Source organism: Nocardia sp. NPDC051756 (assembly GCF_040681495.1).
Lineage (GTDB): Bacteria > Actinomycetota > Actinomycetes > Mycobacteriales > Mycobacteriaceae > Nocardia.
The window spans coordinates 15,204-41,952 of sequence record NZ_JBFAYV010000004.1 but is presented as its reverse complement, the minus strand read 5'-3'; the positions used below and the strand labels follow the sequence as shown (position 1 = coordinate 41,952).

28 protein-coding genes are annotated in these 26,749 nt (G+C 67.1%); 16 read left to right on the top strand and 12 right to left on the bottom strand.

Going from position 1 to position 26,749, the window contains the following annotated elements; all coding sequences use genetic code 11:
• Positions 1–46: 46 nt before the first annotated feature.
• The 4 genes from AB0M22_RS17190 (at position 47) to AB0M22_RS17175 (ending at position 2,734) form a co-directional block, all read left to right on the top strand.
• Positions 47–526: a VOC family protein gene (locus AB0M22_RS17190; RefSeq protein ID WP_364727180.1), complete on the top strand. Its 480-nt coding sequence runs from the start codon at positions 47–49 to the stop codon at positions 524–526.
• 188 nt (positions 527–714) lie between these two features.
• Positions 715–969, top strand: a complete 255-nt coding sequence (locus tag AB0M22_RS17185) for an STAS domain-containing protein (RefSeq protein WP_364727178.1) — start codon at positions 715–717, stop codon at positions 967–969.
• On the top strand, positions 966–1,913 hold the full coding sequence (locus AB0M22_RS17180; protein ID WP_364727175.1) for a sensor histidine kinase: 948 nt from the start codon (positions 966–968) through the stop codon (positions 1,911–1,913). Before AB0M22_RS17185 ends, AB0M22_RS17180 begins: the two co-directional genes overlap by 4 nt.
• 47 nt (positions 1,914–1,960) lie before the next feature.
• Positions 1,961–2,734 (top strand): cyclase family protein, encoded by a 774-nt coding sequence (locus AB0M22_RS17175; RefSeq protein ID WP_364727173.1) that lies wholly within the window; start codon positions 1,961–1,963, stop codon positions 2,732–2,734.
• 25 nt (positions 2,735–2,759) lie between these two features.
• On the opposite strand, the gene AB0M22_RS17170 is transcribed toward AB0M22_RS17175, so the two are convergent.
• Genes AB0M22_RS17170 through AB0M22_RS17160 form a run of 3 tightly spaced genes read right to left on the bottom strand, consistent with a single transcriptional unit; the run spans position 2,760 to position 5,968 of the window.
• Entirely contained in the window at positions 2,760–3,542 is a 783-nt protein-coding gene (locus AB0M22_RS17170) for a crotonase/enoyl-CoA hydratase family protein (protein ID WP_364727170.1), read from the bottom strand.
• A 57-nt stretch (positions 3,543–3,599) separates the two neighbouring features.
• Positions 3,600–4,226, bottom strand: coding sequence for a TetR/AcrR family transcriptional regulator (locus AB0M22_RS17165; protein WP_364727167.1), 627 nt, complete (start codon positions 4,224–4,226; stop codon positions 3,600–3,602).
• Positions 4,223–5,968, bottom strand: coding sequence for an amidohydrolase family protein (locus tag AB0M22_RS17160; protein ID WP_364727165.1), 1,746 nt, complete (start codon positions 5,966–5,968; stop codon positions 4,223–4,225). The genes AB0M22_RS17165 and AB0M22_RS17160 overlap by 4 nt, the downstream gene beginning before the upstream one ends.
• 246 nt (positions 5,969–6,214) lie before the next feature.
• Between AB0M22_RS17160 and AB0M22_RS17155 the strand changes: the two genes are divergently transcribed.
• The 5 genes from AB0M22_RS17155 to AB0M22_RS17135 all read left to right on the top strand — a co-directional run bounded on the left by AB0M22_RS17155 (position 6,215) and on the right by AB0M22_RS17135 (position 12,322).
• Positions 6,215–8,158, top strand: a complete 1,944-nt coding sequence (locus AB0M22_RS17155) for a primary-amine oxidase (protein ID WP_364727162.1) — start codon at positions 6,215–6,217, stop codon at positions 8,156–8,158.
• Positions 8,151–9,554 (top strand): APC family permease, encoded by a 1,404-nt coding sequence (locus tag AB0M22_RS17150; RefSeq protein ID WP_364727160.1) that lies wholly within the window; start codon positions 8,151–8,153, stop codon positions 9,552–9,554. The genes AB0M22_RS17155 and AB0M22_RS17150 overlap by 8 nt, the downstream gene beginning before the upstream one ends.
• Positions 9,555–9,669: 115 nt before the next feature.
• Complete coding sequence (locus AB0M22_RS17145) at positions 9,670–11,070, top strand: AIM24 family protein (protein ID WP_364727157.1); 1,401 nt, start codon at positions 9,670–9,672, stop codon at positions 11,068–11,070.
• Between the two features lie 171 nt (positions 11,071–11,241).
• A complete protein-coding gene (locus AB0M22_RS17140; protein ID WP_364727154.1) occupies positions 11,242–11,763 on the top strand; it encodes a L,D-transpeptidase in 522 nt (173 codons plus the stop codon).
• Between the two features lie 190 nt (positions 11,764–11,953).
• Complete coding sequence (locus tag AB0M22_RS17135; RefSeq protein ID WP_364727152.1) at positions 11,954–12,322, top strand: DUF1304 domain-containing protein; 369 nt, start codon at positions 11,954–11,956, stop codon at positions 12,320–12,322.
• Positions 12,323–12,365: 43 nt separating this feature from the next.
• Here the strand turns inward: AB0M22_RS17135 and AB0M22_RS17130 are convergent, their stop codons facing one another.
• The 3 genes from AB0M22_RS17130 to AB0M22_RS17120 all read right to left on the bottom strand — a co-directional run bounded on the left by AB0M22_RS17130 (position 12,366) and on the right by AB0M22_RS17120 (position 14,587).
• Entirely contained in the window at positions 12,366–13,817 is a 1,452-nt protein-coding gene (locus AB0M22_RS17130) for a family 1 glycosylhydrolase (protein WP_364727149.1), read from the bottom strand.
• A gap of 93 nt (positions 13,818–13,910) precedes the next feature.
• Entirely contained in the window at positions 13,911–14,411 is a 501-nt protein-coding gene (locus AB0M22_RS17125; RefSeq protein WP_364727147.1) for a hypothetical protein, read from the bottom strand.
• Complete coding sequence (locus AB0M22_RS17120; protein ID WP_364727144.1) at positions 14,405–14,587, bottom strand: hypothetical protein; 183 nt, start codon at positions 14,585–14,587, stop codon at positions 14,405–14,407. Before AB0M22_RS17120 ends, AB0M22_RS17125 begins: the two co-directional genes overlap by 7 nt.
• Positions 14,588–15,384: 797 nt before the next feature.
• On the opposite strand from AB0M22_RS17120, the gene AB0M22_RS17115 reads away from it, so the two are divergent.
• Positions 15,385–17,157: a cutinase family protein gene (locus AB0M22_RS17115; RefSeq protein ID WP_364727142.1), complete on the top strand. Its 1,773-nt coding sequence runs from the start codon at positions 15,385–15,387 to the stop codon at positions 17,155–17,157.
• A gap of 81 nt (positions 17,158–17,238) precedes the next feature.
• Here the strand turns inward: AB0M22_RS17115 and AB0M22_RS17110 are convergent, their stop codons facing one another.
• Complete coding sequence (locus AB0M22_RS17110; RefSeq protein ID WP_364727139.1) at positions 17,239–17,640, bottom strand: hypothetical protein; 402 nt, start codon at positions 17,638–17,640, stop codon at positions 17,239–17,241.
• A 542-nt stretch (positions 17,641–18,182) separates the two neighbouring features.
• Here AB0M22_RS17110 and AB0M22_RS17105 point away from each other — a divergent pair.
• Positions 18,183–19,181, top strand: a complete 999-nt coding sequence (locus AB0M22_RS17105) for an alpha/beta hydrolase family protein (protein ID WP_364727136.1) — start codon at positions 18,183–18,185, stop codon at positions 19,179–19,181.
• Positions 19,182–19,187: 6 nt separating this feature from the next.
• Here AB0M22_RS17105 and AB0M22_RS17100 read toward each other — a convergent pair whose 3' ends face one another.
• Complete coding sequence (locus AB0M22_RS17100; protein ID WP_364727133.1) at positions 19,188–19,646, bottom strand: hypothetical protein; 459 nt, start codon at positions 19,644–19,646, stop codon at positions 19,188–19,190.
• Between the two features lie 302 nt (positions 19,647–19,948).
• Here AB0M22_RS17100 and AB0M22_RS17095 point away from each other — a divergent pair, with 302 nt between their 5' ends.
• Positions 19,949–20,902: a glycoside hydrolase gene (locus AB0M22_RS17095; protein ID WP_364727130.1), complete on the top strand. Its 954-nt coding sequence runs from the start codon at positions 19,949–19,951 to the stop codon at positions 20,900–20,902.
• A 22-nt stretch (positions 20,903–20,924) separates the two neighbouring features.
• Here the strand turns inward: AB0M22_RS17095 and AB0M22_RS17090 are convergent, their stop codons facing one another.
• From AB0M22_RS17090 to AB0M22_RS17080, 3 genes are all read right to left on the bottom strand, one after another.
• Positions 20,925–21,752 (bottom strand): SGNH/GDSL hydrolase family protein, encoded by an 828-nt coding sequence (locus AB0M22_RS17090; protein WP_364727128.1) that lies wholly within the window; start codon positions 21,750–21,752, stop codon positions 20,925–20,927.
• A 175-nt stretch (positions 21,753–21,927) separates the two neighbouring features.
• A complete protein-coding gene (locus AB0M22_RS17085) occupies positions 21,928–22,053 on the bottom strand; it encodes a hypothetical protein (RefSeq protein ID WP_364727125.1) in 126 nt (41 codons plus the stop codon).
• Between the two features lie 6 nt (positions 22,054–22,059).
• Positions 22,060–22,911: a LysR family transcriptional regulator gene (locus AB0M22_RS17080; RefSeq protein WP_364727122.1), complete on the bottom strand. Its 852-nt coding sequence runs from the start codon at positions 22,909–22,911 to the stop codon at positions 22,060–22,062.
• Between the two features lie 131 nt (positions 22,912–23,042).
• On the opposite strand from AB0M22_RS17080, the gene AB0M22_RS17075 reads away from it, so the two are divergent.
• The 3 genes from AB0M22_RS17075 (at position 23,043) to AB0M22_RS17065 (ending at position 25,274) form a co-directional block, all read left to right on the top strand.
• Positions 23,043–23,288 (top strand): hypothetical protein, encoded by a 246-nt coding sequence (locus AB0M22_RS17075; RefSeq protein ID WP_364727119.1) that lies wholly within the window; start codon positions 23,043–23,045, stop codon positions 23,286–23,288.
• Positions 23,281–23,949 (top strand): pyridoxamine 5'-phosphate oxidase family protein, encoded by a 669-nt coding sequence (locus AB0M22_RS17070; RefSeq protein ID WP_364727117.1) that lies wholly within the window; start codon positions 23,281–23,283, stop codon positions 23,947–23,949. The genes AB0M22_RS17075 and AB0M22_RS17070 overlap by 8 nt, the downstream gene beginning before the upstream one ends.
• A 95-nt stretch (positions 23,950–24,044) precedes the next feature.
• Entirely contained in the window at positions 24,045–25,274 is a 1,230-nt protein-coding gene (locus tag AB0M22_RS17065; RefSeq protein ID WP_364727115.1) for an FAD-dependent oxidoreductase, read from the top strand.
• Here AB0M22_RS17065 and AB0M22_RS17060 read toward each other — a convergent pair.
• Positions 25,268–26,074, bottom strand: coding sequence for a HEAT repeat domain-containing protein (locus AB0M22_RS17060; RefSeq protein WP_364727113.1), 807 nt, complete (start codon positions 26,072–26,074; stop codon positions 25,268–25,270). The two genes, AB0M22_RS17065 and AB0M22_RS17060, sit on opposite strands and share 7 nt — an antisense overlap.
• Before the next feature lie 173 nt (positions 26,075–26,247).
• Between AB0M22_RS17060 and AB0M22_RS17055 the strand changes: the two genes are divergently transcribed.
• Positions 26,248–26,658: a nuclear transport factor 2 family protein gene (locus AB0M22_RS17055; protein WP_364727111.1), complete on the top strand. Its 411-nt coding sequence runs from the start codon at positions 26,248–26,250 to the stop codon at positions 26,656–26,658.
• Positions 26,659–26,749: the final 91 nt, after the last annotated feature.

Below are 26,749 nucleotides of genomic sequence, written 5' to 3'. Positions count from 1 at the left end.
TCGTTCTTATTGTACGGTGGGTGCGGGGGTACCGAAAGGACCGCACATGCCCATCATGCAGCCCGCTTATCACCTCGGAATCGTCGTGGCGGACCTCGAACAGGCCATGGCCGAGCTGGGCAAGATCGGCCTGGACTGGCACGCCCCGATCAGGAACAACAGCGACGTGTTCGCCGACGGCAAGACGGTCAATGTCACGCCGTGGATGTCCTACTCGAAGCAGGGGCCGCCCTACCTGGAACTGCTCGAGCAGGTGCCCGGCACCATCTGGGCCGAGACCGGGCTGCACCACCTGGGCGTCTGGTCCGACGACGTGACCGCGGAGTCGCGACGACTGACCGCCGACGGCATCCCCCAGCTGATCGCTTCGCACGACAACAACGCCGGCGCGGCCATCAACTACCACCAGACCTCCGACGGCGTCCGCCTGGAACTGATGGACATCGGCCGCGTCGGCCCGGGCCTGGCGCTCTATCTGAGCGGCAGCGCGGACGGCTATCTGGACAGTTTGCGGACACTCGGGTAGCCGCTCGATCGATGCGCCACGGTGAGGGCGTATGTTCGAGAGGTAATTTCCCTGCCGCGGATGGCAGAAGGGGTGGTGCGAGGGTGCAGGCCGAGCCAGCGAGACCCGCCGATCGGGTTCCCGCCATAGCGCCGGATTCGACCAGGCTGCATACGTTTTCGACCAGTAGACCGCCGGGGCTACGCTGCGTGGGTCAGGTCGACCTCGCCACGCATGACGACTGGGAAACCGCACTCGCCGAACTGCCCGCGGCTCCGGACGTCCATTTGGAGTTGTCCGAGCTCACATTCATCGACACGCACGGCACCCTGATACTGGTGGAAGCCACGAATCAGGCGGCGAAGGGACGCAGGGTCGTGCTGCACAACCCGCCCGTGGCGCTGGTCCGCATCCTGGAGCTGTTCTGGCCGGCGCTCCCGACAATCGAGGTAGACCGCGCATGACCGTCACCACCGCCGGACCACCCCCCGCCGATCCCTTCGTGCACCCGGCGCTGTTCTACAGCAACACCGAGGAGTACCTGGCGGGCACTGTCGGGTTCATCCGCAAAGGCTTGGCCAACGACGAACCGGTCGCGGTCTCGGTTCCCGGACCGAACCTGGAACTGATTCGCGACGAACTCGGCTCCGATGCCGACGCGGTCCGGCTGATGGACATGACCGTCGAGGGCCGCAATCCCGGCCGCATCATTCCGGGTGTGCTGCGCGCCTTCGCCGACAGCTACCCGACCGGCCGGGTGCGGATCATCGGCGAGCCGATCTGGGCCGGGCGTTCCGCGACGGAGTATCCGGCGTGTGTGCAGCACGAGGCGCTGATCAATGCCGCGTTCACCGGTCGCGAGGTCACCATCCTGTGCCCGTACGACACCGAACGCCTCGATCCGACCGTGCTGGTCGACGCGCACGCGACCCACCCGACACTGATCGACAGCAGCGGCGAACGGGCAAGCGGCGCATACGATCCCGATCGCATCGTCGCCTCGTACAACAAGCCGCTCGCGCCGCCGCCGGCGATCGCGCAGGTGATCGCCTTCGATGCCGGCTCACTCACCGAGGCCAGGCACCGGGCCGGCGAATTCGCCGCGCACGCGGGCATGCTCGATGACCGCGTCATCGACCTGGAACTGGTCATCGCGGAGACCATCACCAACTCGGTGGTGCACGGCGGCGGCAGCGGAACGCTGGCGCTCTGGATCGAGGGCAGGCAACTGCGCGCGCAGGTCCGCGACGCCGGCCACATCACCGATCCCCTCGCGGGCCGGCTGCCCCCGCAACCGTTCCAATTCGGCGGCCGCGGACTGCTTTTGGTGAACCATCTCACCGACCTGGTGCGCATCCACACCGGCGTGCACGGCACCACCATCCAGATGGATCTGCGCCTGGCCTGAGTGGCCGAAGCCGGGCGTGGCGCGCGACGGTCGTGCTACGAAACAGCATGACCACGTTCGTAGATATCTCCGTCCCGCTGCGATCCGGCATCACCTCCGACCCGCCGGGCCTGCGCCCGGAGATCGAATACCTGGACCACAAAGACACCGTGGCCGACATGCTCGCCATGTTCCCCGGCGCCGGCCCCGAAGTCCTCCCCGACGGCGAAGGCTGGGCCCTGGAATGGATCCGGCTGACCACCCACTGCGGCACCCATATGGACGCGCCGTATCACTACGCCTCCACCATGAACAACGGGCAGCGCGCGATCACCATCGACGAGGTGCCGCTGGAGTGGTGTTTCCAGCCCGGCGTGAAGCTGGACTTCCGCGGCCTGCCCGACGGATATGTGGTGACGCCCGACGACGTCGACGCCGAACTGGCGCGGATCGGGCACACGCTCAGCCCGCTGGAGATCGTCATCATCAACACCAGTGCGGGCACCCGATACGGCGAGGACGACTACCTCACCCGCGGCTGCGGCATGGGCCGGGAAGCGACGTTGCACTTACTCCGGCAAGGCATTCGCGTCACCGGCACCGACGCGTGGAGCTGGGACGCGCCGTTCGGCTACACCGCGCGCCGGTTCGCCGAGACCGGGGACGGCTCGATCATCTGGGAGGGGCACAAGGCGGGGCGCGATATCGGCTACTGCCACCTGGAGAAGCTGCACAACCTGGAAGCGTTGCCCGCCACCGGTTTCCGGATCTCCTGCTTCCCGCACAAGATCCACGCCGCGTCCGCGGGGTGGACCAGGGCGGTGGCGATCATCGAGGACTGACGCCTCGAAAAGCCCTCCGGCGCTGTCACTTACCGGTGAAGTTCGCCTTCCGTCGCTCGATGAACGACTGAATGCCCTCCGCGCCGTCGGCGGTCGCGAAGAGCTTGGTGACGTCGCCGACGAGATGTTCGGCCGCGGCGGCGTTGCCCTCGTCGCGGGCGCGATGCGCGGAGGCGAGGATGGTGCGCACGCCCAATGGCGCTGAGTCCTCGGCGATTTCGGTGGCCAGCGCGCGGGCCGCGGCGAGCGCCGTCGCGGCATCAGGAGTGACCTGCTGGATCAGGCCGATGCGGTGGGCCTCGGCGGCGTCGAACTCGGCACCGGTGAGGACCCAGCGCATCGCGTTCCCCCAGCCCGCTTCCCGCCAGAACCGCAGCGTCGCACCGCCGAACGGGTAGATCCCGCGCCGCACTTCCAGCTGACTGAACCGGGCGCCCTCGGCGGCGATCCGGATGTCGGCGGCCAGCAGCAGTTCGATGCCGAGCGTCATGCACCAGCCTTGCGCGACGGCGATCACCGGCTTGGTCCAGTGGTAGTCCAGCCGCCATGGGTCCAGCCCGTCCTCCGGGTAGGTGATCGCGCCGGACGCGAGGGCGGGAGCGACGTCGACCAGGTCGAGGCCCGCGGTGAAGTGGTCGCCGCGTCCGAACAGGACACCGACGCGCAGGTCGTCGTCCTGCTCGAGCAGGGCATACGCGCGGGACAGCTCGGCGAGCATCTCCAGGGTGAAGGCGTTGCGCTTGTCCGGGCGATTCAGCCCGATGAGCAGGACATGTCCGTCGCGTTCGACGGTAACGGTGTCGGCCATGCACCTCAGTCAACAAGACCGATATGGATTATGCAATAGTCCATAATCGATGGCGAGTCAGGATTCCGATTCGACTCGGCTCTCCGCCAGCAGCCGCTCGAGCAGGCCGGCCGCGTACTCGATCCGCGTGTCCTCCAGCTCCGGCCTCGGGTAGGTGGAGCGGAAGATCGCCTCCCCGTCGAACATGTGCACCACCGAGGTCGCCAGCAGTCGGGCCACATCGGCCGGGAGGGCGGGGGTCAGCGCCGCGACCGCGACCCGCTCGACGTCGTCGAGCAGCGCGGTCGCCACCGGGGCGAGCCTGGCCCGCAGTTCCGGCTCGGTGCGCGCGGCGACCAGCAGTTCGAACCAGACCGTGTTGGTCTCCTGCCGGATCTGATTGCGGGCCCGATGCAGGATATGGGTCATATTCAGTGGCTCGTCGGTGTCTTCGCGGGCGCGGATATTCTCGAACGCGAGCATGTGCCTGCGGCCGACCTCTTCGGCGGCGGCCACCACCAGATCGGTCCGCGAGTCGAAGTGCCGGAAGATACCGCCCTTGGATACGCCCGCCCGGCGGCTGATCTCGCCGAGCGAGGCATTGTGATAGCCGACCTCGGCGATCGCCTCGATGGTGGCCTCGACGAGCTTGCCGATGGTGGCGGCGCGGCGCTGGGCTTGGGTTCGGCGCGGTGGTGCGGTCACCGCACCTGGGACCGGAGGAAACGTCCGGTGCGGTCGGTGCCGAGGATCGGCGCGGGCGTGCCGTCGCCGAAGACGTAACTGCCGCCGATGAAGACGGCCGAGACCGCCCCGTCATTGCGATTCACCATGCGAGACAGGTTGTCATACTGCGCGACCGGGCTCTCGGCGTAGGCGTCCAGCGAGGCATCCAGGTGCGCCGGGTCGATGATCACCAGGTCCGCGCGATCGCCCTCGCGCAGGTGGCCCGCGTCGATGCCGTACCAGTCGGCGAGCTCGCCGGTGAGCCGGTGCACGGCGCGCTCCAGCGAGAGGAACGGCTGCCCGGCCTGCTCGGCGTCGTGCACGCGGCGCAGGAAGCGCAGCCCGAAGTTGTAGAACGCCATGTTCCGCAGGTGCGCGCCCGCGTCCGAAAAGCCGAGCTGCACACCAGGATCCGCGCCGAGCCTGGTCAGGAACTTCGGCCGGTGATTGGAAATGGTGGTGCGCCAGCGCAGTTTGGTGCCGTGCGCGACCACCAGGTCGAGAAACGCGTCCACCGGATGCACGCCGCCGCGATCGAGGCCGACCTGTCCGAAGGTCTTGCCGATCACCGAATCGTCCGGGCAGGCAACGATTTCGGCGTCGAAGAAGTCGCGGTGCCAGACCCGCATGCCGAACTTGGCGTCGTAGTCCTTGCGGAACTGCCGCCGGTACGCCTCGTCCTGCATCAGGGCGTCGCGCTCGACCTGGTCGGCCAGATGCAGCGCCGCGGCGCCCGAGCCGAACTCCTCGAAGATCACCAGGTCGATGCCGTCGGCGTACACCTCGAACGGCACCGGCAGGTGCTGCCAGCGGAAGTCGCCGCCGAGCGCGTTCAGTACGCGGGCGATCGGGCCCATGATGTAGACCAGGGCCGGGTTGGCCTTGATGTCGGCGGCCGAGAGCAACGTGGTCTTCAAGCGTTTGCGGAAGATGCCCAGGCTGCTCAGCGTCATCGCGGCGATGCTGCGCACCGAGGCGATGTCCGGGCCGGCCTGCAACACCCGGCGCCGCCGGCGCAGAATCGCGTTGAGCCTGCGCCGTTCCCTGGCCTTGGCATAGGTCGACGGCAGCGTGCGCGAGCGGCAGGTGTCGCCGTCGATCTTGTCGAAAAGCAGCTGCTGCTGCGACATTCCGACGAAGCCCGCGTCGAGCGCCTCGGTCAGCGCCGTTTCCATGGCCGCCTGCTCGGCCGCGGTGGGCCGGACCTCCTTGCGGGTGGCGCGATCGAGCCCCATCTGCGCCGTCCGGATGTCCGAATGGCCAAGCATCGCAGCGATGTTCGGGCCGAGCGGCAGTTCTTCGAGCGCCGTGATGTATTCGCTCGCCGAGCGCCAGGTCTTGGCCTCCTCGATGGTCTCGATGACATGCCTGCGCGGGATCGCCTCGACCCGGCCGAACAGGTCGCCCGCGTCGGTCGGCCCGACGTGCACCGTCGAGAGCGAGCACGAGCCGAGCAGCACCGTGGTGATGCCGTGGCGCACCGATTCGGCGAGCGAGGGCGTCTTCAGCACCTCGATGTCGTAGTGCGTGTGGATGTCGACCATGCCGGGGACCACCCACTTGCCCGCGGCGTCGATGACGTTCGGGCAGTCCGTCTCGTCGAGCGGATCTGCCGAGACCGTGACGACACGATCGCCGCGCAGTCCGAGGTGTCGGGTGGCCGAGGGTGAACCGGCGCCGTCGAACCAGCGCCCGGCCTTGATGATCGTGTCGTAGCTCACTCATACATTGCAACCGATCGGTTGCTAACCGTCAAGGATGAGTTCTCACAACTCACCGCGGGCGGCCGCGAGGAATGATTTGCTGCTGCGTTACTCATGCCTTGCCATATGGCCATAAATGTCCGCCATTGTCATCCAACTGAACTCGTGAACAGGGATTTGGTGCGATTCGATCCAATTGTCCGATTAGTTGCTGAATATGATGTGCGGACTCAGCTTCTCGGCCGATATCAACTGGAGGGGCCCATGCCCACGCTCACACCGGGACGTGCCGATCATCCGCTCGCGCTGCCCACCGAAGCGGAGATCGCCGAGGTGCGCGCCGTCCTCGACGCGGCCGGGCTGATCGCGCCGACCACCCGTTTCGTCTTCGTCGGGTTGGACGAGCCGGACAAATACGAGCTCTATCCGTGGTCCGGGACGTTGGATCGCCGATTCCGGGTGTTGCTGCACGATATCGATCGCCCGAACGCCGTCGATGCGATCGTGTCGCTCGCCGGCCAGGCCGTGCTTTCCCAGCGCACGCTGGACGCGATCGTCGACGGTCAGCTGCCGGTGCTCGACGAGGAGTTCGAACTGGTCGAGGCGGTGTTGTCGAGCAATCCGGACTGGTTGGCCGCGCTGGCCGCGCGCGGGCTGGAGGTCGCGGAAGTGCGGGTCGCGCCGCTGTCGGCAGGCGTGTTCGACTACGAGGGCGAGGAAGGCCGGCGGATCCTGCGCGGCTTGGCGTTCCATCAGCAGCACGAGAAGGACCACCCCTGGGCGCATCCGGTCGACGGTCTCGTCGGATTCGTCGATGTCATGACGCGCGAGGTGTTGCGGGTCATCGACACCGGGCCGGTCGAGGTGCCGCAGGAGTCCGGGAATTTCGATGATCCGGCCGTCACCGGCCCGCCGCGCACGACGCAGAAGCCGATCGAGATCACCCAGCCGCAGGGGCCGAGCTTCACCGTGCGCGGAAACCTGGTCGAGTGGGAAAAATGGTCGGTGCGAGTGGGTTTCGATGCCCGCGAGGGACTTGTCCTGCACCAGATCGGTTTTCACGATGGCGGCCGGGTCCGGCCGATCATCCATCGCGCGTCGATCGCGGAAATGGTGGTGCCCTATGCCGATCCGTCCCCGATCCGCTCCTGGCAGAACTACTTCGACACCGGCGAGTATCTCGTCGGCCGCTACGCCAACGCGCTCGAGCTCGGCTGCGATTGTCTCGGTGACATCACCTATTTCGACGCGGTCATCGCCGACGAGGCGGGCAATCCCACGGTGCTGCGCAACGCGATCTGTATGCACGAGGAGGACTTCGGCGTGCTGTGGAAGCACACCGACCTGTGGACCGGGTCGCGCGAGGTACGCAGGCAACGCCGCCTGGTGATCTCGTTCTTCACCACGGTGGGCAATTACGACTACGGCTTCTTCTGGTATCTGTACCTGGACGGCACGATCGGCTTCGAGATCAAGGCGACCGGAATCGTCTTCACCGCAGCGTATCCCGGCCCCGATCACCCGTTCTCCACGCAGGTGGCGCCCGGCCTCGGCGCGCCCTGTCACCAGCATCTGTTCAGCGCCCGGCTCGACATGATGGTCGACGGGCATCGCAACCGGGTCGAGGAAGTCGAGAGCGCCCGCGTGCCGATCGGCCCGGACAACCCGCACGGCAACGCTTTCACCTGGCAACGGTCCACCCTGGCCCGCGAATCGGATGCGCAGCGACTGGCGGACAACCGCGTCGGCCGCGTCTGGCGGATCAGTAATCCCGAGGTGCACAACCGACTCGGCTTACCTGTCTCGTACGTGCTGCACCCGGAAGGCAAGGAGACGCTGCTCGCCGCCGACGAATCACCGATCGCCAAGCGGGCCGCCTTCGCCACGAAGAGCCTCTGGGTGACCCGGTTCGATCCGGCACAGCGTTATGCCGCAGGTGATTTCGTGAATCAGCATCCCGGCGGCGCGGGGCTCCCCGAGTACGTCGCCGGCGATCGACCGCTCGACAACGAAGACCTGGTCGTGTGGCACACGTTCGGCCTCACGCACTTTCCGCGCCCGGAGGACTGGCCGATCATGCCGGTCGACTACACCGGGTTCGTACTGAAGCCGGTCGGGTTCTTCGACCGCAATCCCACCCTCGATGTTCCGGGCGCCGGCCACGGCGACGCGTCGACCAGTTGCTGCCATGGAGCTCCCGATGACTGAATCATCCACTGCCGGTGCACGATTACGCGGCTCCATCGGGGTGGCGGGGATCGTCTTCCTCGTCATCGCGGCCGCCGCCCCGCTCACCGCCGTCGGCGGCGCGTTGCCGCTCATGATCGGACTGGGCAATGGGGCGGGCGCACCGACCGCTTATCTCGTGGCCGCGGGCGTCCTGCTCGTGTTCAGCGTCGGATATGCCGCGATGAGTGGGCATTTGGACGAGGCGGGCGCGTTCTACGCCTACGTGCGCAGCGGACTCGGTCTCCGAACCGGACTCGGCGCGGCAGGACTGGCGTTGCTCACCTACACCGCAATCCAAGCCGGGATCTACGGGCTGGCGGCCTCGACCGTCGAAGAGCTCGTCGTGTACTACGGCGGACCCGACTTGCCTTGGTATGTCTACGCTTTCGCGCTGATGACGGTTGTCGCGGTGCTCGGCTATCGCAATATCGAGCTCGGCGCGAAGGTGCTCGGCGTACTGCTCGTGGTGGAGATCGGCATCATCGTCGCGTTGTCCGCCGCCGTGCTGATCCGCGGCGGTGCGCACGGCCTCGACACCGTGTCCTTCACGCCCTCGGCCTTTTTCGACGGCTCCCCCGGCGTGGCCTTGATGTTCGCGATCGCGTCGTTCATCGGCTTCGAGGCCACCGCGATCTACGGCGAGGAGACCCGCGACCCGCGCCGCACCATCCCGCGGGCCACCTACATCGCGGTGCTCACGATCGGCCTGCTGTACGCGGTGGCCGGCTGGGCCGTGGTGCTCGCGTTCGGCAGTGACCACGTCGCGTCCGCCGCGGGTGACGATCCCGAAGGCTTGACCTTCACCGCCACCCGGATGTTCCTCGGCGAATCCGCCGCCGACCTGATGTCGATCCTCCTGGTGACGAGCCTGTTCGCCGCCCTGCTCGCGTTCCACAACACGATCTCCCGCTACGGCTACGCGCTGGCCCACGACGGCATCGGGCACCCGGCGCTCGGCGACATCCACCTGCGCCACGGTTCGCCGCACAAGGCCTCGCTGGCCCAAACCCTGTCGGCGGCACTGGTCGTCGGGACGTTCGCCCTCGCCGGTGCCGACCCGGTGCGCCAGCTGTTCACCTGGATGTCCGGGCTGGCCACTGTGGCCATTCTGGTGCTGATGCTGCTCACCAGCGTCGCCATCATCGCCTTCTTCCGGCGCACCGGCCTCGACCGCCGCCGCTGGCCCACGGTGATCGCGCCTGCCCTCGGCACCGCCGGGCTATTTCTGATCACCGCCCTGGTCATCGACAACTTCACCACTCTGGTCGACGGCTCGGCCATGGTCGCGACCGTCCTGCTGGCCGTCGTCGCGGCCACCTTCGTGCTCGGCGTCGCGCTGGCCCGCACTCGCCGGGCAACCGCCGCCGTCAGCTAACGATTCGGCGTGGCGTGCGCCCGACTCGGTAGCGCACGGACCCGTCTGGGGACACACTTGACGGCGTGAATCGCATGCCTTTCGGCCCGATCGCCGACAACCGGGCGGGTCAGCGGTGACCGCCCTCGCTCGCGGCGAGAACCGGCCCGCGCCCGCCGACCGGATGACGGTCACCGTCACCTGCTCGGCCGGAGTCGATGTCTCCGCGCTGCTGCTCGGCGCGGACGGCCGCGTCCGGACCGACGCCGACTTCGTCTTCTTCAACCAGCCGGTCGGTCCCGGCGTCACCTACCGGCACGGCAACGGCCGTGGCGACATGGTCGACGTGCAGACCAGCGCGCTACCCGCGAACGTGGACAAGGTCGTGGTCACCGCCAGCCTCGACGGCAGCGGGCCACCGACCTTCGCCGCCGCGGGCACGCTGCTCGCGACGATCGGATCCGATTCGGGGGCACTGACTTTCCCGATGGAGGGGCTCACCACCGAAACCGCCGTGGTGTGCGTGGAGATCTACCGCCGCGGTGACGCCTGGAAGGTGCGCGCGGTCGGACAGGGTTACGACAACGGGCTGGCCGGCATCGCCACGGCATTCGGCGTGAACATCGACGACGAACCCGAGGCGCCCGCACCACCGCCGAATCCGCCTGCCGCCCTGCCAGTTTCGGCGCCGAACTACCCACCGCCGGCCGCGCCGAACTATCCGCCCCCGCCGACCTACCAGCCGGCCCCCGCCTACTCACCGCCCGCGCCATCATCACCTCAGCAAGGAGCACTGCCGATGCAGAGCGATCTTTTCGACCCCCGCCACGCCGAAGTCAACGGCGTCGGCATCCAGAAGCAGGGCGGCAAGATGATCAAGGTCGCCGTCAACGGCGAGGTCATGGCCCGGGCCGGTTCGATGGTCGCCTACCAGGGCGACATGCAGTTCAAGGCGCTCGGCTCCGGCGGCATCGGGCGCGCGATCACCCAGCGGCTCACCGGTGAAGGCGTGCCGCTGATGAACGTCTCCGGCCGCGGCGACCTGTTCCTCGCCGACAGCGCCGCCGACGTGCACATCATCGACCTCGACGGCAGTGACGGCCTGACCATCAACGGTTCCAACGTGCTCGCCTTCGATACCAGCCTGTCCTACCGGGTCGCCCGGGTGCAGGGGGCAGCCGGCGTAGCCAGCAATGCCGGGTTGTTCAACTGCGTGTTCACCGGGCGTGGCCGGATCGCGATCACCACGCACGGCTCGCCGGTGGTGTTGCAGGTCGATCAGCCGACCTACGCCGACCCGCAGGCCGCGGTGGCGTGGTCGTCGAGCCTGCAAACCGGGATCAAGCGCAACGACTCGTTCGGCCTCGGCCGGCTCATCGGCCGCAGCACCGGCGAGGGTCTCACGCTGGCCTTTTCCGGGCGCGGCTTCGTCATCGTGCAGCCCTCGGAACTGCCGCCCGGCGGGCTCATCGGCGGCACCGGCGGCGGCCAGCAGGCCGGGCAGAGTGGCGGTGCTCTGGGCGGCCTGTTCGGTTAAGGCAACTGTTCGGATTGTGAAACATCTGCGCGCCGCGATTGACCCGGCGCGCAAGGTCCGCGATGATCGCTACCACCTCGGATCCTCCAGTTTCTTGCGACGAGGTACTCCTATCACTCTGGCATTTCGGCACGCAGCGTGGCGGCAAGGCGAAGAGAGGCCTGAAATTTGATGAGCAGCAAGCGTTTTAGAAATTGGTCGGCAAGATTCGCGGTACTCGCCGGAGTCGCGACCGCCGGATTCGCAATGACGGCAACCGCGCAGGCCGAACCGCTATGGCCGGGCGGACCGGACATTCCCGGCGTCCCCGCGATCATTCAGCCGCCGCCGCCCGCACCGGTGTACGCACCGTGCACCGCGGCGAAGACGCGCGCCTGCATGCGGCTCTCGACCAAGGAAATGTGGCTGATGGAGGACGGCAAGACCATCTACGGTCCGAAGCCGATCGAAATCGGCCGGCCGGGATACGAGTCGCATGTCGGTGTCTTCGACGTCGACTTCAAGCGCGAGCATTTCTGGAGCACAATGCACAACGCGCCGATGGAATGGGCCGTCTTCTTCGACGGCGATATCGCCACCCACATCGGCCCGCTGGATTCGAACTCGCACGGCTGCATTCGGATGAACCCGGATGCCGCCGAGGCCACGTATCGCCATCTCGAGCCGGGCGATGTCGTGGAAGTCGTGGAATGAACGCGTAACTCCACATTCATCGCATAAACGGGATGCCCGCACCGGGCATCCCGTTTTTGTTTGCCCGAGCCGCTCGGCACCGCCGGTGTAGCTGTTGCGCGCGTCCGCACCCGGGCCGGGCAGTTTTCGGTCATCCTTTGACTGGTAATCCGGGCGGGGCCCGGCCGGTACATGAGGAAGCGAGTCGATCGTGCGAGTGGTAGCCGAGGTTCTGGTCGGGTTGGTGGCGGCGCTGCATGTCTACATCGTGGTGATGGAGATGTTCCTGTGGACGACGCCGCGGGTGCGGGCGGCGTTCGGCAGCACGGTCGAATTCGCCGAGCAGACAAAGGTTCTCGCGGCGAACCAGGGGCTGTACAACGGGTTCCTGGCGGCCGGGTTGATCTGGGGGATCATCGCGTCGGATCCGGTCGGGTTCGCGGCGATGATCTTCTTCACCGCCTGCGTCGTGGTCGCGGGAATCTACGGTGCGGCCACGGCCAGCCGCCGCATCCTCTTCGTGCAGGCGCTGCCGGGCGCGATCGCGCTGATCGCGGTACTGGTGGCGGGCAGCCAGTAGACGGTGGCGGGAGCTGAGTCGGGCTGCCCGGCTCAGCTCACCGCTACGGGACGTTGAGGTCGGTGCAACCAGGTGTCGGGTCGACGGCCTGGCAACCGGCCGGGGGACGCGTGGGGCGGTAGTCGGGCACGACTCCGCCGGCCGCGATGGTTTCGGTGTAGGTGGCGACCGCCTTGGTGGGGCGGCGCTCCAGGCTGGGATCATCGCGCACGTTCACGCTGTAGAGACCGAATCGTGGGCTGTAGCTGCCCCATTCGTAGTTGTCGGTGATGCTCCAGTAGTTGTAGCCGATGATGTTCATGCCGTCGGCCTTGGCGCGCTGCAACCAGTAGACGGTGTCGCGCAGATGGTCGCTGCGGTTGTAGTTTCCGGAGCCAGGGACGTTGTCGTCGTCGGAGGTGGCGTTCTCGGTGGGCATGCCGTTCTCCACCACGAACAGCGGCTTGCCCGGCGCCAGGCGCGAATACCGTTGCAGCGCATAGTAGATGCCCTCGGTCCGGATCGGCAGGTTCCACATGCCGGGCGCACCGACGGCCGCGATGGACCGGACCGTGGCGGGCGGGCTGGAGGCCGGCGGCTCGTAGGCGAAGTAGTAGTCGACGCCGATGTAGTCGAGGCGGTCGCGGATCTTGTCGAACAGTGGGCCGTTCACCTGATCATCGATGCCCGCGACGTAGCCGATATTGCTGGTCACCTGGGCATCGGCCCGCTTCTGGTGGATGTAGTCGTAGATCTGGTTGTGCGCGTCGGCGACCTTGTCTTCCATCCGCGCCTGATCGGTCGCGTTGTTGCGGACCTCGTGCATGATGTAGGCGACCGGCTCGTTGATGGTGACCCACAACGGATTTCGGGCGGCGTAGCGGTCGACCACCTTGCGCATGTTGGTCAGCCAGGCATCCACCATCTCCGGGTTGTCCCACCCGGTATCCGGCGTATCCGAATGCTTCCCATGGAACGCGCCGTCGTAGGCCCAGCCCGGGTACACCCAGTGATCGAGGGTGAGCATCGGCCGCATGCCCGAGCTGACGATCTTCGCGATCACCTTGTCGTAGAAGCGGAATCCGTCCGCGTCCCACTCCAGCCGGCTGGTGGGTTGCAGCCGCGCCCACTCGATGCCGATCCGGAACACCTTGACCCCCAGCGACTTCGCCAGATCGATGTCACTGGCGTAGCGGTCGTAGAAGTCGATCGAGCTGCGGTATTTGTCGAACTCCGGATGGTGTTCGATGTAGCGCACCCAATTGCTGTCCGGCGCATCGTTGTCCGGCGAAACCCGGTTCCGCGAACCCGCGTTGATCGACCCCAGGTCCGGCGTACCGTCCACCGGCACATGCCCCTCGGATTGAAACCCCGAAGCCGCCACGCCCCACAGGAACCCGGGCCCCAGCGCACCACCCGCCACCGGCTCCGGCGGAGCAGCAACACTCACACCCGGCACCAGCAGCGCGGCCATCGAAACCGCGAGCACGCCCGCGCCACGCCTCCATCTGCGCATAAACCGAGAACTTAACCGACTAATTGCTGAACCCCCGGTAACCCCGGTCATCTCGGCGAGTGCGAGCCACCGAACGCGGACACTCCTGTCCAGCTAGTTGACGGACAGGTGGTGGCCTATTCGCGGGATGGTAGCGAGGGGCGGAGCGCTGTAGGCGCCGTTGCTGGCGCCCGCGGCGGCTTCCTCGGCGGCCGCGGCGGTGTCGGCGATCGTGATGTCGTCCGGGGCGAAGGCCGCCGCCTTGGCGGCGGCCAGGGCGGTGGCGGCCGCGTCCTGGACGGTGATCGCCGTATCGGCGGTGGCAACGGTGTAGAAGGTGGCTTTGATCGCGTGGTTGGCGGCCACGTAGGCGTGCCATGCGGCGTCGCGGGTGGTGTTCGCGGCGGCGACGGCACGCGCCGCGCCGTGGGCGCGCGCGACATGGTCGACCGCCTTCTCTCGGTTCACCGCGCGCTTGGCGGCGGCGCTGGCGCGACTCGCCGCACTGCTGGCCCTGGCGTGCGCCTGGGCGAGCAGTTCCCTGGAGGCGTCGAGTTCCAGCAGTGCGGTGGCCCGGGCGCTGCCGGGTAGCAGCGGAATGACCTTGCCTACCACCGGAATCCGCCGATCTGGTCGATCCGCTCGCCGTCGTCGTCCGCGTCCAGCCAGTCCGATCCGGCGGTCTCGGGTCCACCGTCGGACTTCCAGAACGCGAGGGAATCCGTTCCGGCGCAATAGATGACGACCGCCAGCACGGCCAGAGCGGCCAGCTCCTTCGACAGACGCGACACAGCGAACCTCCTCGATCATCGATCGTGTGCCGGAGAAATCCGGCGGATGCGGTTGCCCAGAATGCGGAGAGCGCGCACTTCGGAAGCCCGAATGCGATTCGGAGTCACCGGAAATGCGCGCGCGCCGCCTAGCCCAAAATGCCGAAGGTAAGAATCCCGACGAGGTTCTCCGTTACCGCGAGCACGCTGTTCACTAGACCGAAGAGACCACTCAACATGACTTGCTCCTGGGGATACGCCATTGACGGATCGGTGCCATTTGCCGAACGTGAGCACGAGCTGGATCGCCGAGGAAGGCTAGCGCACCTGTCCCCAAAAGGACAAAACACCTGCGCCAGCACGCCGTTCCGCACGCAGATCGCCTCGACTCGGACATTCCCCCAGCTCACAGCCCATTTAAAACTAGTTCGAAATTTCTTCCATCCGAACGTACCTGGGTTACGAAGACACTATCGACGCCTGCCACTGACGGTTCCCGGCATGGTCAGCGTTGGACACCCACCCGGGTTGTTCCGGCCGCCTGGAGTTTTCGCCGCGGAGCACCACCGACATTTCAGACTCGGCGTCGGATTTACCGCACGAAGACTGACCAGACGGCTCGTCACCAGATGAAAACGAAAGGGAGAACATGATTGCACCGCTCCTGACCGCCGTGGTTACCGCCCTCACCTCGGGACTCACCAGCGTCGTGACCGCGCTGCTCGGCGGCTGATTCGACACGGTCCGGGGTGGCGGCGAAGCCCACCCCGGACCGGCGGACGCCGGAGACTCTGCCGACCAGAAACCAGCCTCAGGCCATGCGGATCGACACGAAGGTGGGGACGTTGCGTCGAATGCTGTTCTCCAGAACAGGTATTCGGAGACTAGGAACACTCGTCGCAGGTACGGCCTTCGCCATGAACGCGGGCGTCGGCATGGGCGCGGCAGCCCCCGCGACCGGCCAATCAGCGCGCTGCCCAGCGCTTTACGCCATCGGCGTACCCGGCACCGGTGAATCGGCGCCCGACGCCGACCCATCCAGCGACCACGGCATGCTGTCGGCGATCTTCCTGCCCATGCTCGCCGCCGAACCGAGCCGAACCGACCGCGCCTACGTCCCGTACGAGGCCGGCTTCGGCGGTGCCGTGCCGGGCGGCGCGGTGCCGTATTCGACCTCGGTGACCGGTGGCTTGCAGCAGTTGCGCTCGATGGCTCAGTCCGTCGTAGACCGTTGCGAGAACACGCGTTTGGCGTTCGTCGGGTATTCCCAGGGGGCGCACATCGCCTCGTTGTTCGCCCAGGAGATCGGCCGCGGCCAGTCCACCGTCCCCGCCGACCGGGTGGCCGGCGTCGCCTTGCTCGCCGACCCCACCCGCTACCCCGGCGCGTCGTTGTTCCCCGGCGCCGCAGGCAAACTCGCCCCCGACCCGCCGCCGGGCACCATCGCGGAAGGGCTCGCCGGACTACAGGCCCAGCCCGCACCCGTGCCGGGCGGTGGCATCGGACCGCTGCGCGATTTGGCACCCGACTTCGGCACGCTCACCGGCCGCGTCGCGTCGTTCTGCATCGACGGCGACCTAGCCTGCGATTCCCCGACGAACGCACCGATCCTGCACATGATCACCAACATCGCCGGCCAGGCCCTGCTGCCGCTGGACGATCCGCTGACCGCGCTGTCCTCGATCACCGACGCGCTGGCCGCCACCGTGAACAAGACCACCACCGACGTCGTCGACAAGGACCTGCACGGCCTCTCCCCCGGCAGCCTCGTCCTGTCCAGGGACAAGTCGCTCAGTCAGCGCCTCGCCGAGGCCTCCGATCCGCGCTCGCTGATCGACGACCCGACCGCGCAGTCGGCGATGCTGCGGCTCGCGACCATCACGCTCAACACCCTGACCAGCATTGTCGGCGTGGTCCTCAGCCCCGAGGAGGTCTGCCAGATCGGGACCATCGGCGCGCGGGATCCGCTCGCCGGCCTGGCCACCCTGGCCGCCAAGATGTTCGCCTCGATGCCGCGGCGCTCGTCCGCGCCGCGGTTCACCCAGGTCCTCACCCAGGCGTTCGACGCGATCGGGGATCTGGTCAGCGACAACGTCGAGCTCGTCGACAGTCAGGTCTGGGCCAAATACCAGGACGCGGTGACCCGGCACGGGGCCTACGCGGTTACCACGGTCGCCGCGGGACGGCCCTCGGTGCAATTCGTCGCGGACTGGTTCACCGCGTTGTCGCGTGCGCTGCCCGCGCCGGACGGGCCGAAACCGGGTGTCGCCCAACCGCCGGACAGCGTGCTGGCATCCATTCCCAGCAACGATGCGCAAGCTCCGGCCGCCAGCAGTGCCACGAAGCCGCCTCCCGCGCAGCGCACTTCGCCGAAAACCAAAGATTCGGCGACCATGGTCGGCAGCCGAGTGGACCCGGTCGATCCGTCCCGCGGTCGTATCCGCACGGAATCCGCCGCAGCGAAGGCGAAGCAACTCGAAACCGGTCGTCAGGTTATTTGGGCGCTACTGCTGTCGGAAACCGTCTGCCTGCTCTATATCGGGCGGCGGCGGATCATCCGAACCGGTTCGGACATGGACTTTCTCGGCTGAATCGACAGCAGGCAGGCCCGTCGCTTATCGGTGTGCTGCGCGGACCTGCCTACTGCCGAATGAATCAGTAAAGCGCGGCGATCAACGGATCGGCTTGGCCTTTGGCGTGCTTTCGGCACCGGGCTGCGGCCCGAGGAAAAGATCGAGCCACTCGTCCGAGGTCTTGCCGAGCGGCCCCATTTCGGCGCCACCGTGCGGCGGACGGAGGAAATCGCGCAATGCGGAATTGAGCGCGGCGGCGGCTTCCTTGTCGGCGGCGGTCGGCTCCTTGGTGGCCTCGTCCGTGCCCTTTTCTTTCTTGCCCTTCTCGGCCTTCTTGTCGCCCTTCGGCGTGACGAGGCCGAACAGGTCGGCGTCGTGCGCGTCCGTCCCGGCGGTGTCTACCTGATGAGTCGGTGCCGTATCGCCGGACGACGACGATGTGGCGTTGGCAGCGCCCGCGGCAACGGCGAGCGTCGCCGCGACGGCGAGCAGACCGGTCACCGCGACGGTCGCGGTTTTGTGAAACATAAGTAACCCCTTTGGTATCGAAGGCGGTACATGTGGCCGACAACCCGACAGACACGTGTCGGCACTACGGCATATTCGGATCCGCGGCGGGTCTGGATCGGAGAATTCAGCGCAAATTTTCACGGCGACCGATGAATTGCCCGACTACGCGGGGCGAGGCCGAAAGTATCCGCCGCCGAATACACGACCGATGAGGCCCGGGGATCTCCCGGACCTCATCGGACTGTGTACAGCGATAGTGAGCCGCAGGGGCGACCACGACTCACTCTGCGGAGCTGTCCCGAAGTGCTTGGGACTCCACCAGATTACCTAGCCGATCGCTATCCCGTGGCGATTCCGGATGGAATGATCTACTGACCGCCCGCCCGGTATAAACGCAATCTTGCATTCCGCAAAAAGTGACACGCCGGTGTGCAAAATATTCGCCGCAAATCGGTAACAGGACGCCCGCCGATCCCGAATCACGGTTACCTCGCCGCTTTTCCGCGAGGCAGCACGAATGAGGACGGTCGGCGATGACATGTAGTTCTGGTTCGAAAAAGACACGACGTGCCGCCTGGGTGGTCGCGGTGGCGCTGGCGGTGGTCGCGCCGCTGGTTTCGACGCCGCCGCGGGCGAGTGCGCAGGCCGTGGTCGATCACATCACCAAGCGCACCGATCGCTGGGAAGAGGTGTACGTGCAGTCACCGGCGATGGGCCGGATCGTCCAGCTCGACGTCCTACTGCCCGCGAACCAGGCGGCACCGCATCCCACCCTCTATCTGCTCGACGGCAACGGGTCGACCGAGACCCAGACGCTGAGCACCTGGACTATGCGCACCGACATCGTGAACTTCTTCTCCGACAAGGAAACCAACGTCGTGATGCCGGTCGGCGGCGGCGGAACCTTCTACACCGACTGGCTCGCGGACGACCGCAAGCTCGGGCACAACCGGTGGGAAACCTTTCTGACCCAGGAACTTCCGCCGTTGATCGATAACCTGTTGCGCGGCAACGGAATCAACGCCATGGCCGGCGTCTCGATGGGTGCCCAGGCCGCGACGACCCTGACCTTCCGCCACCCTGCCCTCTATCGCGCCCTCGCCGCCTACAGCGGTTGCCTCTACTCCAGCAACCTCGGCCAGGCCACCGTCCGCACCACGGTGGCCGACAAGGGCGGTAATGCCGACAACATGTGGGGCGGCCTCGCCAACCCCGAATGGCCCGCCCATGACCCGACCCGGCACACCGAGGCGCTGCGCGGCAAGCCCATCTACCTCTCCACCGGCAGCGGCGTCCCCGGCCCCTACGACCTCGCCTTCGACCCCAGCTACTCCTACCCCACCGAGCTCACCGCGGCCATCGCCATCGAACAGGTCGTGCACGACTGCACCCTCGTCTTCGACGCCGACCTGCGCCTGCACCACATTCCGGCCACCATCCGCTACAACACTCTCGGTACCCACTCCTGGCCGTATTGGCAAGATGCCCTGCATGATTCGTGGCCGACGCTGCGCGCGGGGCTGGGGATCTGATCGGCGCTAAGCCTCGTGCGGGTCGTGCCCGGCGAGGGCGTTGTAGGCGTCGCAGGCGGCGATCAGGGTCTCGCGGGTGCCGGCCTGGCGGGCGGGGTCGCTGCTGGTGACGCTGCGCCAGTCGACCCAGGCGGCGGCGAGCCGGTCCACGGCCTTGCCGAGGCCGTCGCTGCCCGGGGCCGCGTCGGCGATGCCCTCGATCAGATATCGGCGCAAGGTGCGGGCCGCGCGCTCGATACCGGGGGCGTTGACCCGGGGCACGCCGGGTGCGGTCTGTTCGAGGGCGACTCGGTGGCGGTGGATCCACTCGTCGACGGCGGCGAGCAGGCAGGCGGCGCGGAGGATCGAGGCGGCCGGATGTCGTTCCGGGACAACGTCATGCATCGCGTCCAGCAGTTCGCGGGCGGTAGGGAGGGCGGGCAGGGCGCGCGCTCCGAGGGACGGCTGACCGGCGGGCTCGGGCATTGTTCCGACTCCAATATTCGGCGTTCGGCAAACGAGCTGGTACGTAGAGAGTCGCAGGTGCGGCGGTGCGCTGTCTTGGGCTGAAGACCAAGTTCGGCTCCGTAACTTGTTCCGCTGCACAGCCATTCGCCCTGACCCCGATCACCTGGATCGGGGCAGGACGCGGCTCGGGTCCGGACGGCCGGTCACGGCGGGATATCGCACGCATCCGCCGGCGACTCGACGCCGTCCCATACCTGCGGCGTGTCGACCTGTACGTATAGCAATCGGCTCTGGATAATTCGACTGTGGCATCGGTACCGATGAGTCGCAGGTCCGCGCTGGCGCTGGCGGCAGGTTTGCCCCTCAGCCTGCTGGCGGTCCGGCATGCCGCGGCCGCCAGGCCGGCGATGCGCTACACCATGACGGCGTTCACCAACGACAGCGAATCCGCGTTGTACGTCTACGAATCCGACGACGCGATCACCTTCCGGCCGCTGGTCGGCCCGCAGCCGCACGGCAGCCCGGCCTACCGGCCGCCGGGTGGACTGCTCCGCGATCCCAGCGTCTTCCGGCACGTCGACGGCGTCTACTACCTCACCTACACCACCGCATGGGAGGGCCAGACGATCGGCTTCGCGAGCAGCGTCGACCGGATCAACTGGAATCACCTGTACGACTTCCCGATCCGGGTGGGCGGGCCGCCGATCACGTCTAGCTGGGCGCCCGAGTGGCTCGTGGACGCGCAGGGCCGGGTCAATGTCATCGTGTCGCTGTCCGACGGCTGCCGGTTCACGCCGCATCTGATGACCACGACCGACCCGGCGCTCCCGTCGTCGTGGAGTCCGCTCACCCCGCTGGCCGGGCTCGGCGCTCCCCTCGGCTACCAGCCTCCCGTCGATCGCCCCACCTGCGACCGCTTCGGTTACGGCTACATCGACACCACCGTCGTCCCGGTCAACGGCACGTACTACGCGTTCACCAAGAACGAAACCACCAAATTCATCGAACTCGCGATCGCGCGCGATCCGCTCGGCCCGTATCTCTTCGTCCCACTCGCGGAACCGAATAAATGGGGCTCCCCACGGGAAGGCCAATGCGTCATCCCCCTGCCCGGCGGCGGCTGGCGAATCTTCTTCGACGACTACGACGAAAACAATCCCAGGTACTTCTACAGCGACAGCCACGACAACTTCCGAAGCTGGACAACCCCGGCAGAACTACCCGAATTGTCCGGCTTCGTCCGTCATTTCACCGTCCTGCCGGAAATCCTTTAGCGGCGGCGGAATTCGCGCGCGATCACTCGTCGGTGGATTGGTTCGACCGCCCGGTCGCCGCGTTCAACGTGGGCAGGTAGCCACGAGCGTGCCCGTCCCGGTCGGGGTGATACGACTCGACCGGATCGCCGAGGTCGAGTTGGTTGATCCACGGATCCCGCCCGCAGATTCCGTGCCCGGCGAAGCGGGAGCGCGGGTCGGCGAAGGTGAATCCGGCGGCCTGGGCGCGGGCGGCGATCACCCGGTCGAGTTCGTCGGCGCCGTGGTTGAGCGAGTCGCGTTTGTGCAGGCTGAAGCTCAGCGGGCAGGCGTCGCGCTCGAAGAGCCGGGGGTAGCCCACGACGACGACCTTGGCCTTGGGCGCCTTGGCCTTGATGTCCTGGTAGAGACCGTCGAGGCGGCCGGGCAGGGTGCGGTTGACGTAGTTGATGCCCTTGTTCACCGCGGCGTCGCAGCTGGCGTCACTGGCCGGGAATACGCACGAGCGCAGGATGTCGGAGAAACCGGCGTCGTTGCCGCCGGCGGTGATGCTGACCAGACCGATTTTGTCGTTCAGCGCCGATAGTTGGCCGGTGCGCACGTCCTGAGTCGTTGCGCCATTGCAGGCCTTGAACACAAACGAACCGACCGTGTGGGAGGACGCCCACAGGGCCGGGTAGGCGGCGTCGCTGCGGCGGCAGGAACCGCTGTCGGGCCGGTATTCACCGATGCCGGTGCCCGAGGAATAGGAGTCGCCGAGAGCGACATAGTCGGTGGGGGCGGGAGCGGGTGCGGCAACGGCGACTGCGGCGGGCAGCAAGCCGGTCACGAGTACGGCAAAGGTCGCCTGCAAAGCACGGGCGCGAATCATGATTTGCTCCAAGGAGAGGTACAGCAGCGGCGCGAAAGTCGGTGAAACACTGCCGTCGAGCAGTATCGGTTACGTGCAGTGCCAGCAACAATGCAACGATACGAACTCTCGGCGCCCGATCACGAAACCCGTTGCTCCCCAACGCCTGACATGCGGCAATGGACAACTGGGGAATTCACTCCGCGGCGCGGAAATCAATCACCAACTCGGCTGCCACACCGGCCTCGCGCAGCTTGCGGTGCATCCGCACGGTGTTCGAGAGGAACAGATCGCGGGTGAGGCGGCGACGGCGTTGGCGCATAGCGGGTCAGGAGTCTTCGGGGGCCAGTGCGGCATCCAGGAAACGCCGGATCGCGCGCGGCGGGGGCGGGGTGCGGCGCCAGCCGAGATAGAGGGTGGAGGCGGGGATGTCGGGGAGTTCGCGGTAGACCACGTCGGGGTGGGGTGCGCGATGGGTGGCGATGGCGGGGACCGCGCCGATACCGCGGTCGGCGGCGATGAGTTCGATCCATTCGTCGAAGTTGCGGCAGGTGACGATCTCGCGGTCGGGATCGGGGTCCGGCCAGCAGTCGGGGGTGGTGGTGCCCGATTGGGTATTGACGACCAGGGGATGATGGGCGAGGTCGGCCCAGCGCAAGTCGGCCGCGTGCGCCAGGTTCGAGCGCGCGGATACGGCCAGGACCCGCTGTTCGGTGCCGATCCGACGCCAGGTGATGGCGGCGGTGGGCTGGTTGACGTTGCGGGCGACGGCGATGTCGATCGTGCCCTGTTGCAGCTCCGCGGCGGGATTGTCGTTGCGGTGCAGGGTGATCTGGCCGCCGAGTTGTTCATAGCGGGCGCGGGTGGCGGCGAACCAGTCGCTGGGCAGCAGCCAGGCGAAGCCGACCCGGACCTGGCTACGGGCGCGCATCTCCGCCTCCAGCTCGCTCACCTCGGTCAAGATGCCGCGGCTACGTTGCAGGAACAGTTCACCGTTGGCGGTGAGTTCGAACCGGCGGGCGGGGCGGGCGACCAGGTCGCATTCGAGGATGCGTTCGAGGTCTTGGATCGTGCGGGTCAGCGACGGTTGTGCGATATGCAGGCGAGCCGCCGCGCGGGTGTAGGTGCCTTCCTCGCACAACGCGACGAACGCGGTGAGGTGACGCAGCTGCAAGTCCATAGTTTCAACGTATACCGCATGCTGAGCGGGCATTTTACCGGCGGTAACCGCGCTCGTAGCATTCGAAGGGTGCGGCGACTGGAAGTGAGCGGTGATGTTTGATTTCCGATCTTTGACCGTCCCCGTGGTGGGTGCTCCGATGGCCGGCGGAAGTGCGCCGCGACATCACCGAGCTGCGGCACCTCAGCGGCGCGGCGTTCGGCATCAACATGATTGTGCCCGAGCAGATCTCGCTGAACGGGACGTCGCTCGACGACTATCGCGAATTGCTGCACAAAGACGCCCTGGCGTACCCGCAGATCGCCGACGCCGTGCACGAAACGCCGGTCGCAAAGGACGTGACCGGCCAACTCGCCCCGGTGTCCGCTCATGAATAAGACCACCCGCTACGGCGCGATCGCGTTCTCCGATGCCAGCGCCGCACGCCAGCGCGCCACCGGAAGCATCAACTGGTACGGCCATCAGCTGGCCGACGGCGAAAACCTGGGCGCCCCAGAGGAACTCGACGGGGCGACCGCGGCGCTCATCCGCTCGGCCGACTCATTCTTCCTCGCCACCGTGACCCCTTCGGGCTGGCCTTACCTCCAGCACCGCGGCGGACCACCGGGATTCGTGCACGTCCTGAACCCGTCGACCATCGCGCTGGGCGACTACTCCGGCAACCAGCAGTTCGTCACCCTGGGCAATCTCGATCACGACAGCCGGATCGCGTTGTTCTTCATCGACTACCCCACCCGCACCCGGGTCAAGGTGTTCGGTCGCGCCGAAATCATCGAGCGCACAGCCGATCCCGCATTGATCGACCGCATGCTCACCACACCGGAAGGCGTCGTGCGCACCCGCTGCGACCGCGCGTTCGTGATCCACGTCGAAGCACTGGATCGCAACTGCCTCAAGAACATTCCGGTCAAATACAGCAGCGAGCGCATGGCCGAATCACTGCGCTTGGCTCGCGCTCCGCTCACCGAAGAGATCGAACAGCTACGCCGACGCAATCACGAACTCGAACAACAGATCGCCCAGCTGAAGTCACAGTAGTTACGGATTCGTAGTTACGCTCCCGTATCTAATGCGCTACAGTTTGCGGCAACCGCACCAGCAGATGGTGAACCGGAGTTCGGAGGCAAGCAGCGATGTCGTCACAGTCGGCCCAGGAACAGGATCCGTGTGTTGTCGTAGGTGCGGGGCCGGTCGGGCTGACCGCCGCAGTGGCCTTGGCGGGCAAAGGCTTACGCGTACTGGTGCTGGAGGCCGAACCGCAGGATCGGGTTCGCGCGGGCAGCCGGGCGATCGGGTTCTTCTTCCCGACGCTGCGGCGGTGGGAGCAGATCCGGCCGGGAATGGGTGCGGCGATCACCAACGCCGGCCTCCAGCTGGTAGGTGGGGACACCTACTACGGGAACAAGCGCGTCCTCAAGGTGCGACTCGAGCCCGGCGTGTTGCGGGAGGTCGCCCGGACTCTGTCGCAGAAGAAGGTCGAGGAGATTCTCTACGCGGCGGCGCTCGAGCTCGGTGTCGAATTCCATTGGGCCACACCGGTCGCCGGCATCACGACGCGCAGTGACGGGGCCACGATCGAACTGGCCTCGGGCGAACAGATCCACACCCCGTATGTCATCGCCGCGGACGGCGCGAAATCTGTTGTGCGCAAAGCACTCGGGATCGCCATGACCGGCGACACCGATCCCACGCCGTTCATCATCGTCGATGTCGACGAGCACCCGAACGGATCGACCCCGAGTACTCCGGCGTTCTTCCAGTACAACCGTCCCGAGCTGGACGGCCGCAACGTCATGTACATGCCGTTCGCCGGTGGGATGCGCGTCGACATCCAGTGCACGCCAAGCGATGACGCCGAATACATGTCCACTCCCGAAGGGGTGCGCGCATGGCTGCCCAAGGTCGTCGACCCGTGGTACGCCGACCACATCCAATGGATCTCGATGTACCGGTTCCATCAGGTCGTCGCCGACACCTACACCGACCCGCACCGGCGGGTGATCCTCGCCGGTGAAGCGGCGCATCTGTTCGCGCCGTGGGGTGGGCGCGGGCTCAATTCCGGCGTGTTCGACGCGACCGATGCCGCCACCGCGATCGCCGAGGCGCTGGCCGCACCCGACCGGGCACGTGCGGTGATCGAACGTTGCGCCACCGACCGCCGAGCCTGGGGCGTGCGCAACCGCGCCGTGTCGTCGAAAGGGTTGCGGGTCATGCGGGGCGACGACCTGATCACCCGTGCACAGCGCGGTATCGCCGCGCGCCTGGCCCCACGAGTCTGGCCCGCCGGCTTCTGGCTGGCCAACGCCCCGCTGCAAATCAAACCGCCGCGGCTGGGATCGCCGAAATCGAGCCGGTACTACTGAGATTCGCGGGCGGCGATCGCGGCTTGGATTCGGCGGAGCGTGCGCAGGCCCTTCTTCGCGGCGACGCTCACCATCCCGTCGAAAACCGTTGAGCCCCGGTCGCCGGCCATCAGTCGTTCCAAGGTCGGGACGGCGCGATCGTCGCCGGTGGAACCGAGCGCGACGGCCACCCAGTAGCGCTGGTCGGGGTCGTCGCTGTCGGCCGCGGCGATGAGCCTCGGGAGGATGTCCGGGGCGAAGGTGGCCAGGGCGCTGGCGATGTAGCCGATGCGGTAGTACTGGCGGTGCTCGAGTTCGTGCCACAGGGCCGCCAGGGCGGCGTCGCCGCCGATCAGGCCGAGGGCCTCGGCGGCGCGTTCGCGCATTCCGCCGATCGAGTCCCGCAGCAGCGGCGTGAGATCCGCGACGACCGATTCGTCGCCGAGCAGGCCCAGGGCGATCACCGCTTGCTCGCGCGCCATCTCCTGCGAGTGGCCCAGCATCGCGACCAAGCCGGGCACAGCCTCGCGGAAGCCGAGCGCCGCGCAGCCCATCGCGGCCCAGGCCTGGCAGTTGTACCGAGGGTCGGCGAGGGACGCGAGCAGCGGTTCCTTCAGGGTGTCGTCGCCGAAGAGGGCCGCCCGGTTCAGCGCCCGGCTGTAGAGCGACCGGTGATAGTCGGGATAGTCGCGGACGAGCGCGCACAGTACTTCTTTGGCGGATGCGTCGCCGTCGGCGGCCCGCACGAACAGGAGCCGCAGATTTTCCTCGCGGGTATCGAGATCACCGTCTTTGAGGAGTCGCGCATCAGCTGGGTTCACCGCCCAACGGTACCTGGCGGCGATCTGCTCGCCCGACCACGTTTCGGGTGGTCAGCGCGGGTGAACCTGGACGGCGGGCCCGAGGCGCTTACCTCCGAGGTAATCGACACCGTGCCCGGCGGGCTGCGAATGTCATGCGGCAAGCAGCACAGCTACGCCCGCAGGAGGACGAAGTGACCACCGCAGACGCCACCCGAACCACCGTCGACGCCTTTTTCGCCGCCCGCGCCAACGGCGACACCGAGGCCATCACCGCCCTGTTCGCCGACGAGGTCGACTGGTTGCTCGCCGAGAACCCGGTGGTGCCGTGGATCAGGCCGCGCCGGACCGCGGCCGAATGTGGCGCCCAGTTCGAGGAACTCATGGCACACGTCGTTCCGGAGGATGCCCGCGCCAGTATCGACACCTATCTGGTCGACGGCACGAACGCCGTGGTCTTCGGGCACCTGTCCGGCACCGTGCGCGCCACCGGCAAGTCGTTCGAGGGACCGTACGCCTTGCGCCTGACCGTCGAGAACGGCCGCATCACCCGGCATCACCTGTACGAGAACAGCGTCTCCATCGCCGAGGCTTGCACTCGTTGACCGTGCCCGGCACCGTGACCTGACAGCGGCGATCGCAGGGCGAAACCCTATGGCAGGCTGGGACGGAGGCCGGGCGACGACCTTCAGCCCG

Bases quoted from the DNA above. Each gene is read 5' to 3' on its own strand.
- AB0M22_RS17190 (WP_364727180.1), top strand. From the start codon at position 47: ATGCCCATCATGCAGCCCGCTTATCACCTCGGAATCGTCGTGGCGGAC.
- AB0M22_RS17180 (WP_364727175.1), top strand. From the start codon at position 966: ATGACCGTCACCACCGCCGGACCACCCCCCGCCGATCCCTTCGTGCAC.
- AB0M22_RS17175 (WP_364727173.1), top strand. From the start codon at position 1,961: ATGACCACGTTCGTAGATATCTCCGTCCCGCTGCGATCCGGCATCACC.
- AB0M22_RS17170 (WP_364727170.1), bottom strand. From the start codon at position 3,542: ATGGCCGACACCGTTACCGTCGAACGCGACGGACATGTCCTGCTCATC.
- AB0M22_RS17155 (WP_364727162.1), top strand. From the start codon at position 6,215: ATGCCCACGCTCACACCGGGACGTGCCGATCATCCGCTCGCGCTGCCC.
- AB0M22_RS17150 (WP_364727160.1), top strand. From the start codon at position 8,151: ATGACTGAATCATCCACTGCCGGTGCACGATTACGCGGCTCCATCGGG.
- AB0M22_RS17140 (WP_364727154.1), top strand. From the start codon at position 11,242: ATGAGCAGCAAGCGTTTTAGAAATTGGTCGGCAAGATTCGCGGTACTC.
- AB0M22_RS17130 (WP_364727149.1), bottom strand. From the start codon at position 13,817: ATGCGCAGATGGAGGCGTGGCGCGGGCGTGCTCGCGGTTTCGATGGCC.
- AB0M22_RS17115 (WP_364727142.1), top strand. From the start codon at position 15,385: ATGCGGATCGACACGAAGGTGGGGACGTTGCGTCGAATGCTGTTCTCC.
- AB0M22_RS17105 (WP_364727136.1), top strand. From the start codon at position 18,183: ATGACATGTAGTTCTGGTTCGAAAAAGACACGACGTGCCGCCTGGGTG.
- AB0M22_RS17100 (WP_364727133.1), bottom strand. From the start codon at position 19,646: ATGCCCGAGCCCGCCGGTCAGCCGTCCCTCGGAGCGCGCGCCCTGCCC.
- AB0M22_RS17095 (WP_364727130.1), top strand. From the start codon at position 19,949: ATGAGTCGCAGGTCCGCGCTGGCGCTGGCGGCAGGTTTGCCCCTCAGC.
- AB0M22_RS17090 (WP_364727128.1), bottom strand. From the start codon at position 21,752: ATGATTCGCGCCCGTGCTTTGCAGGCGACCTTTGCCGTACTCGTGACC.
- AB0M22_RS17085 (WP_364727125.1), bottom strand. From the start codon at position 22,053: ATGCGCCAACGCCGTCGCCGCCTCACCCGCGATCTGTTCCTCTCGAAC.
- AB0M22_RS17080 (WP_364727122.1), bottom strand. From the start codon at position 22,911: ATGGACTTGCAGCTGCGTCACCTCACCGCGTTCGTCGCGTTGTGCGAG.
- AB0M22_RS17070 (WP_364727117.1), top strand. From the start codon at position 23,281: ATGAATAAGACCACCCGCTACGGCGCGATCGCGTTCTCCGATGCCAGC.
- AB0M22_RS17065 (WP_364727115.1), top strand. From the start codon at position 24,045: ATGTCGTCACAGTCGGCCCAGGAACAGGATCCGTGTGTTGTCGTAGGT.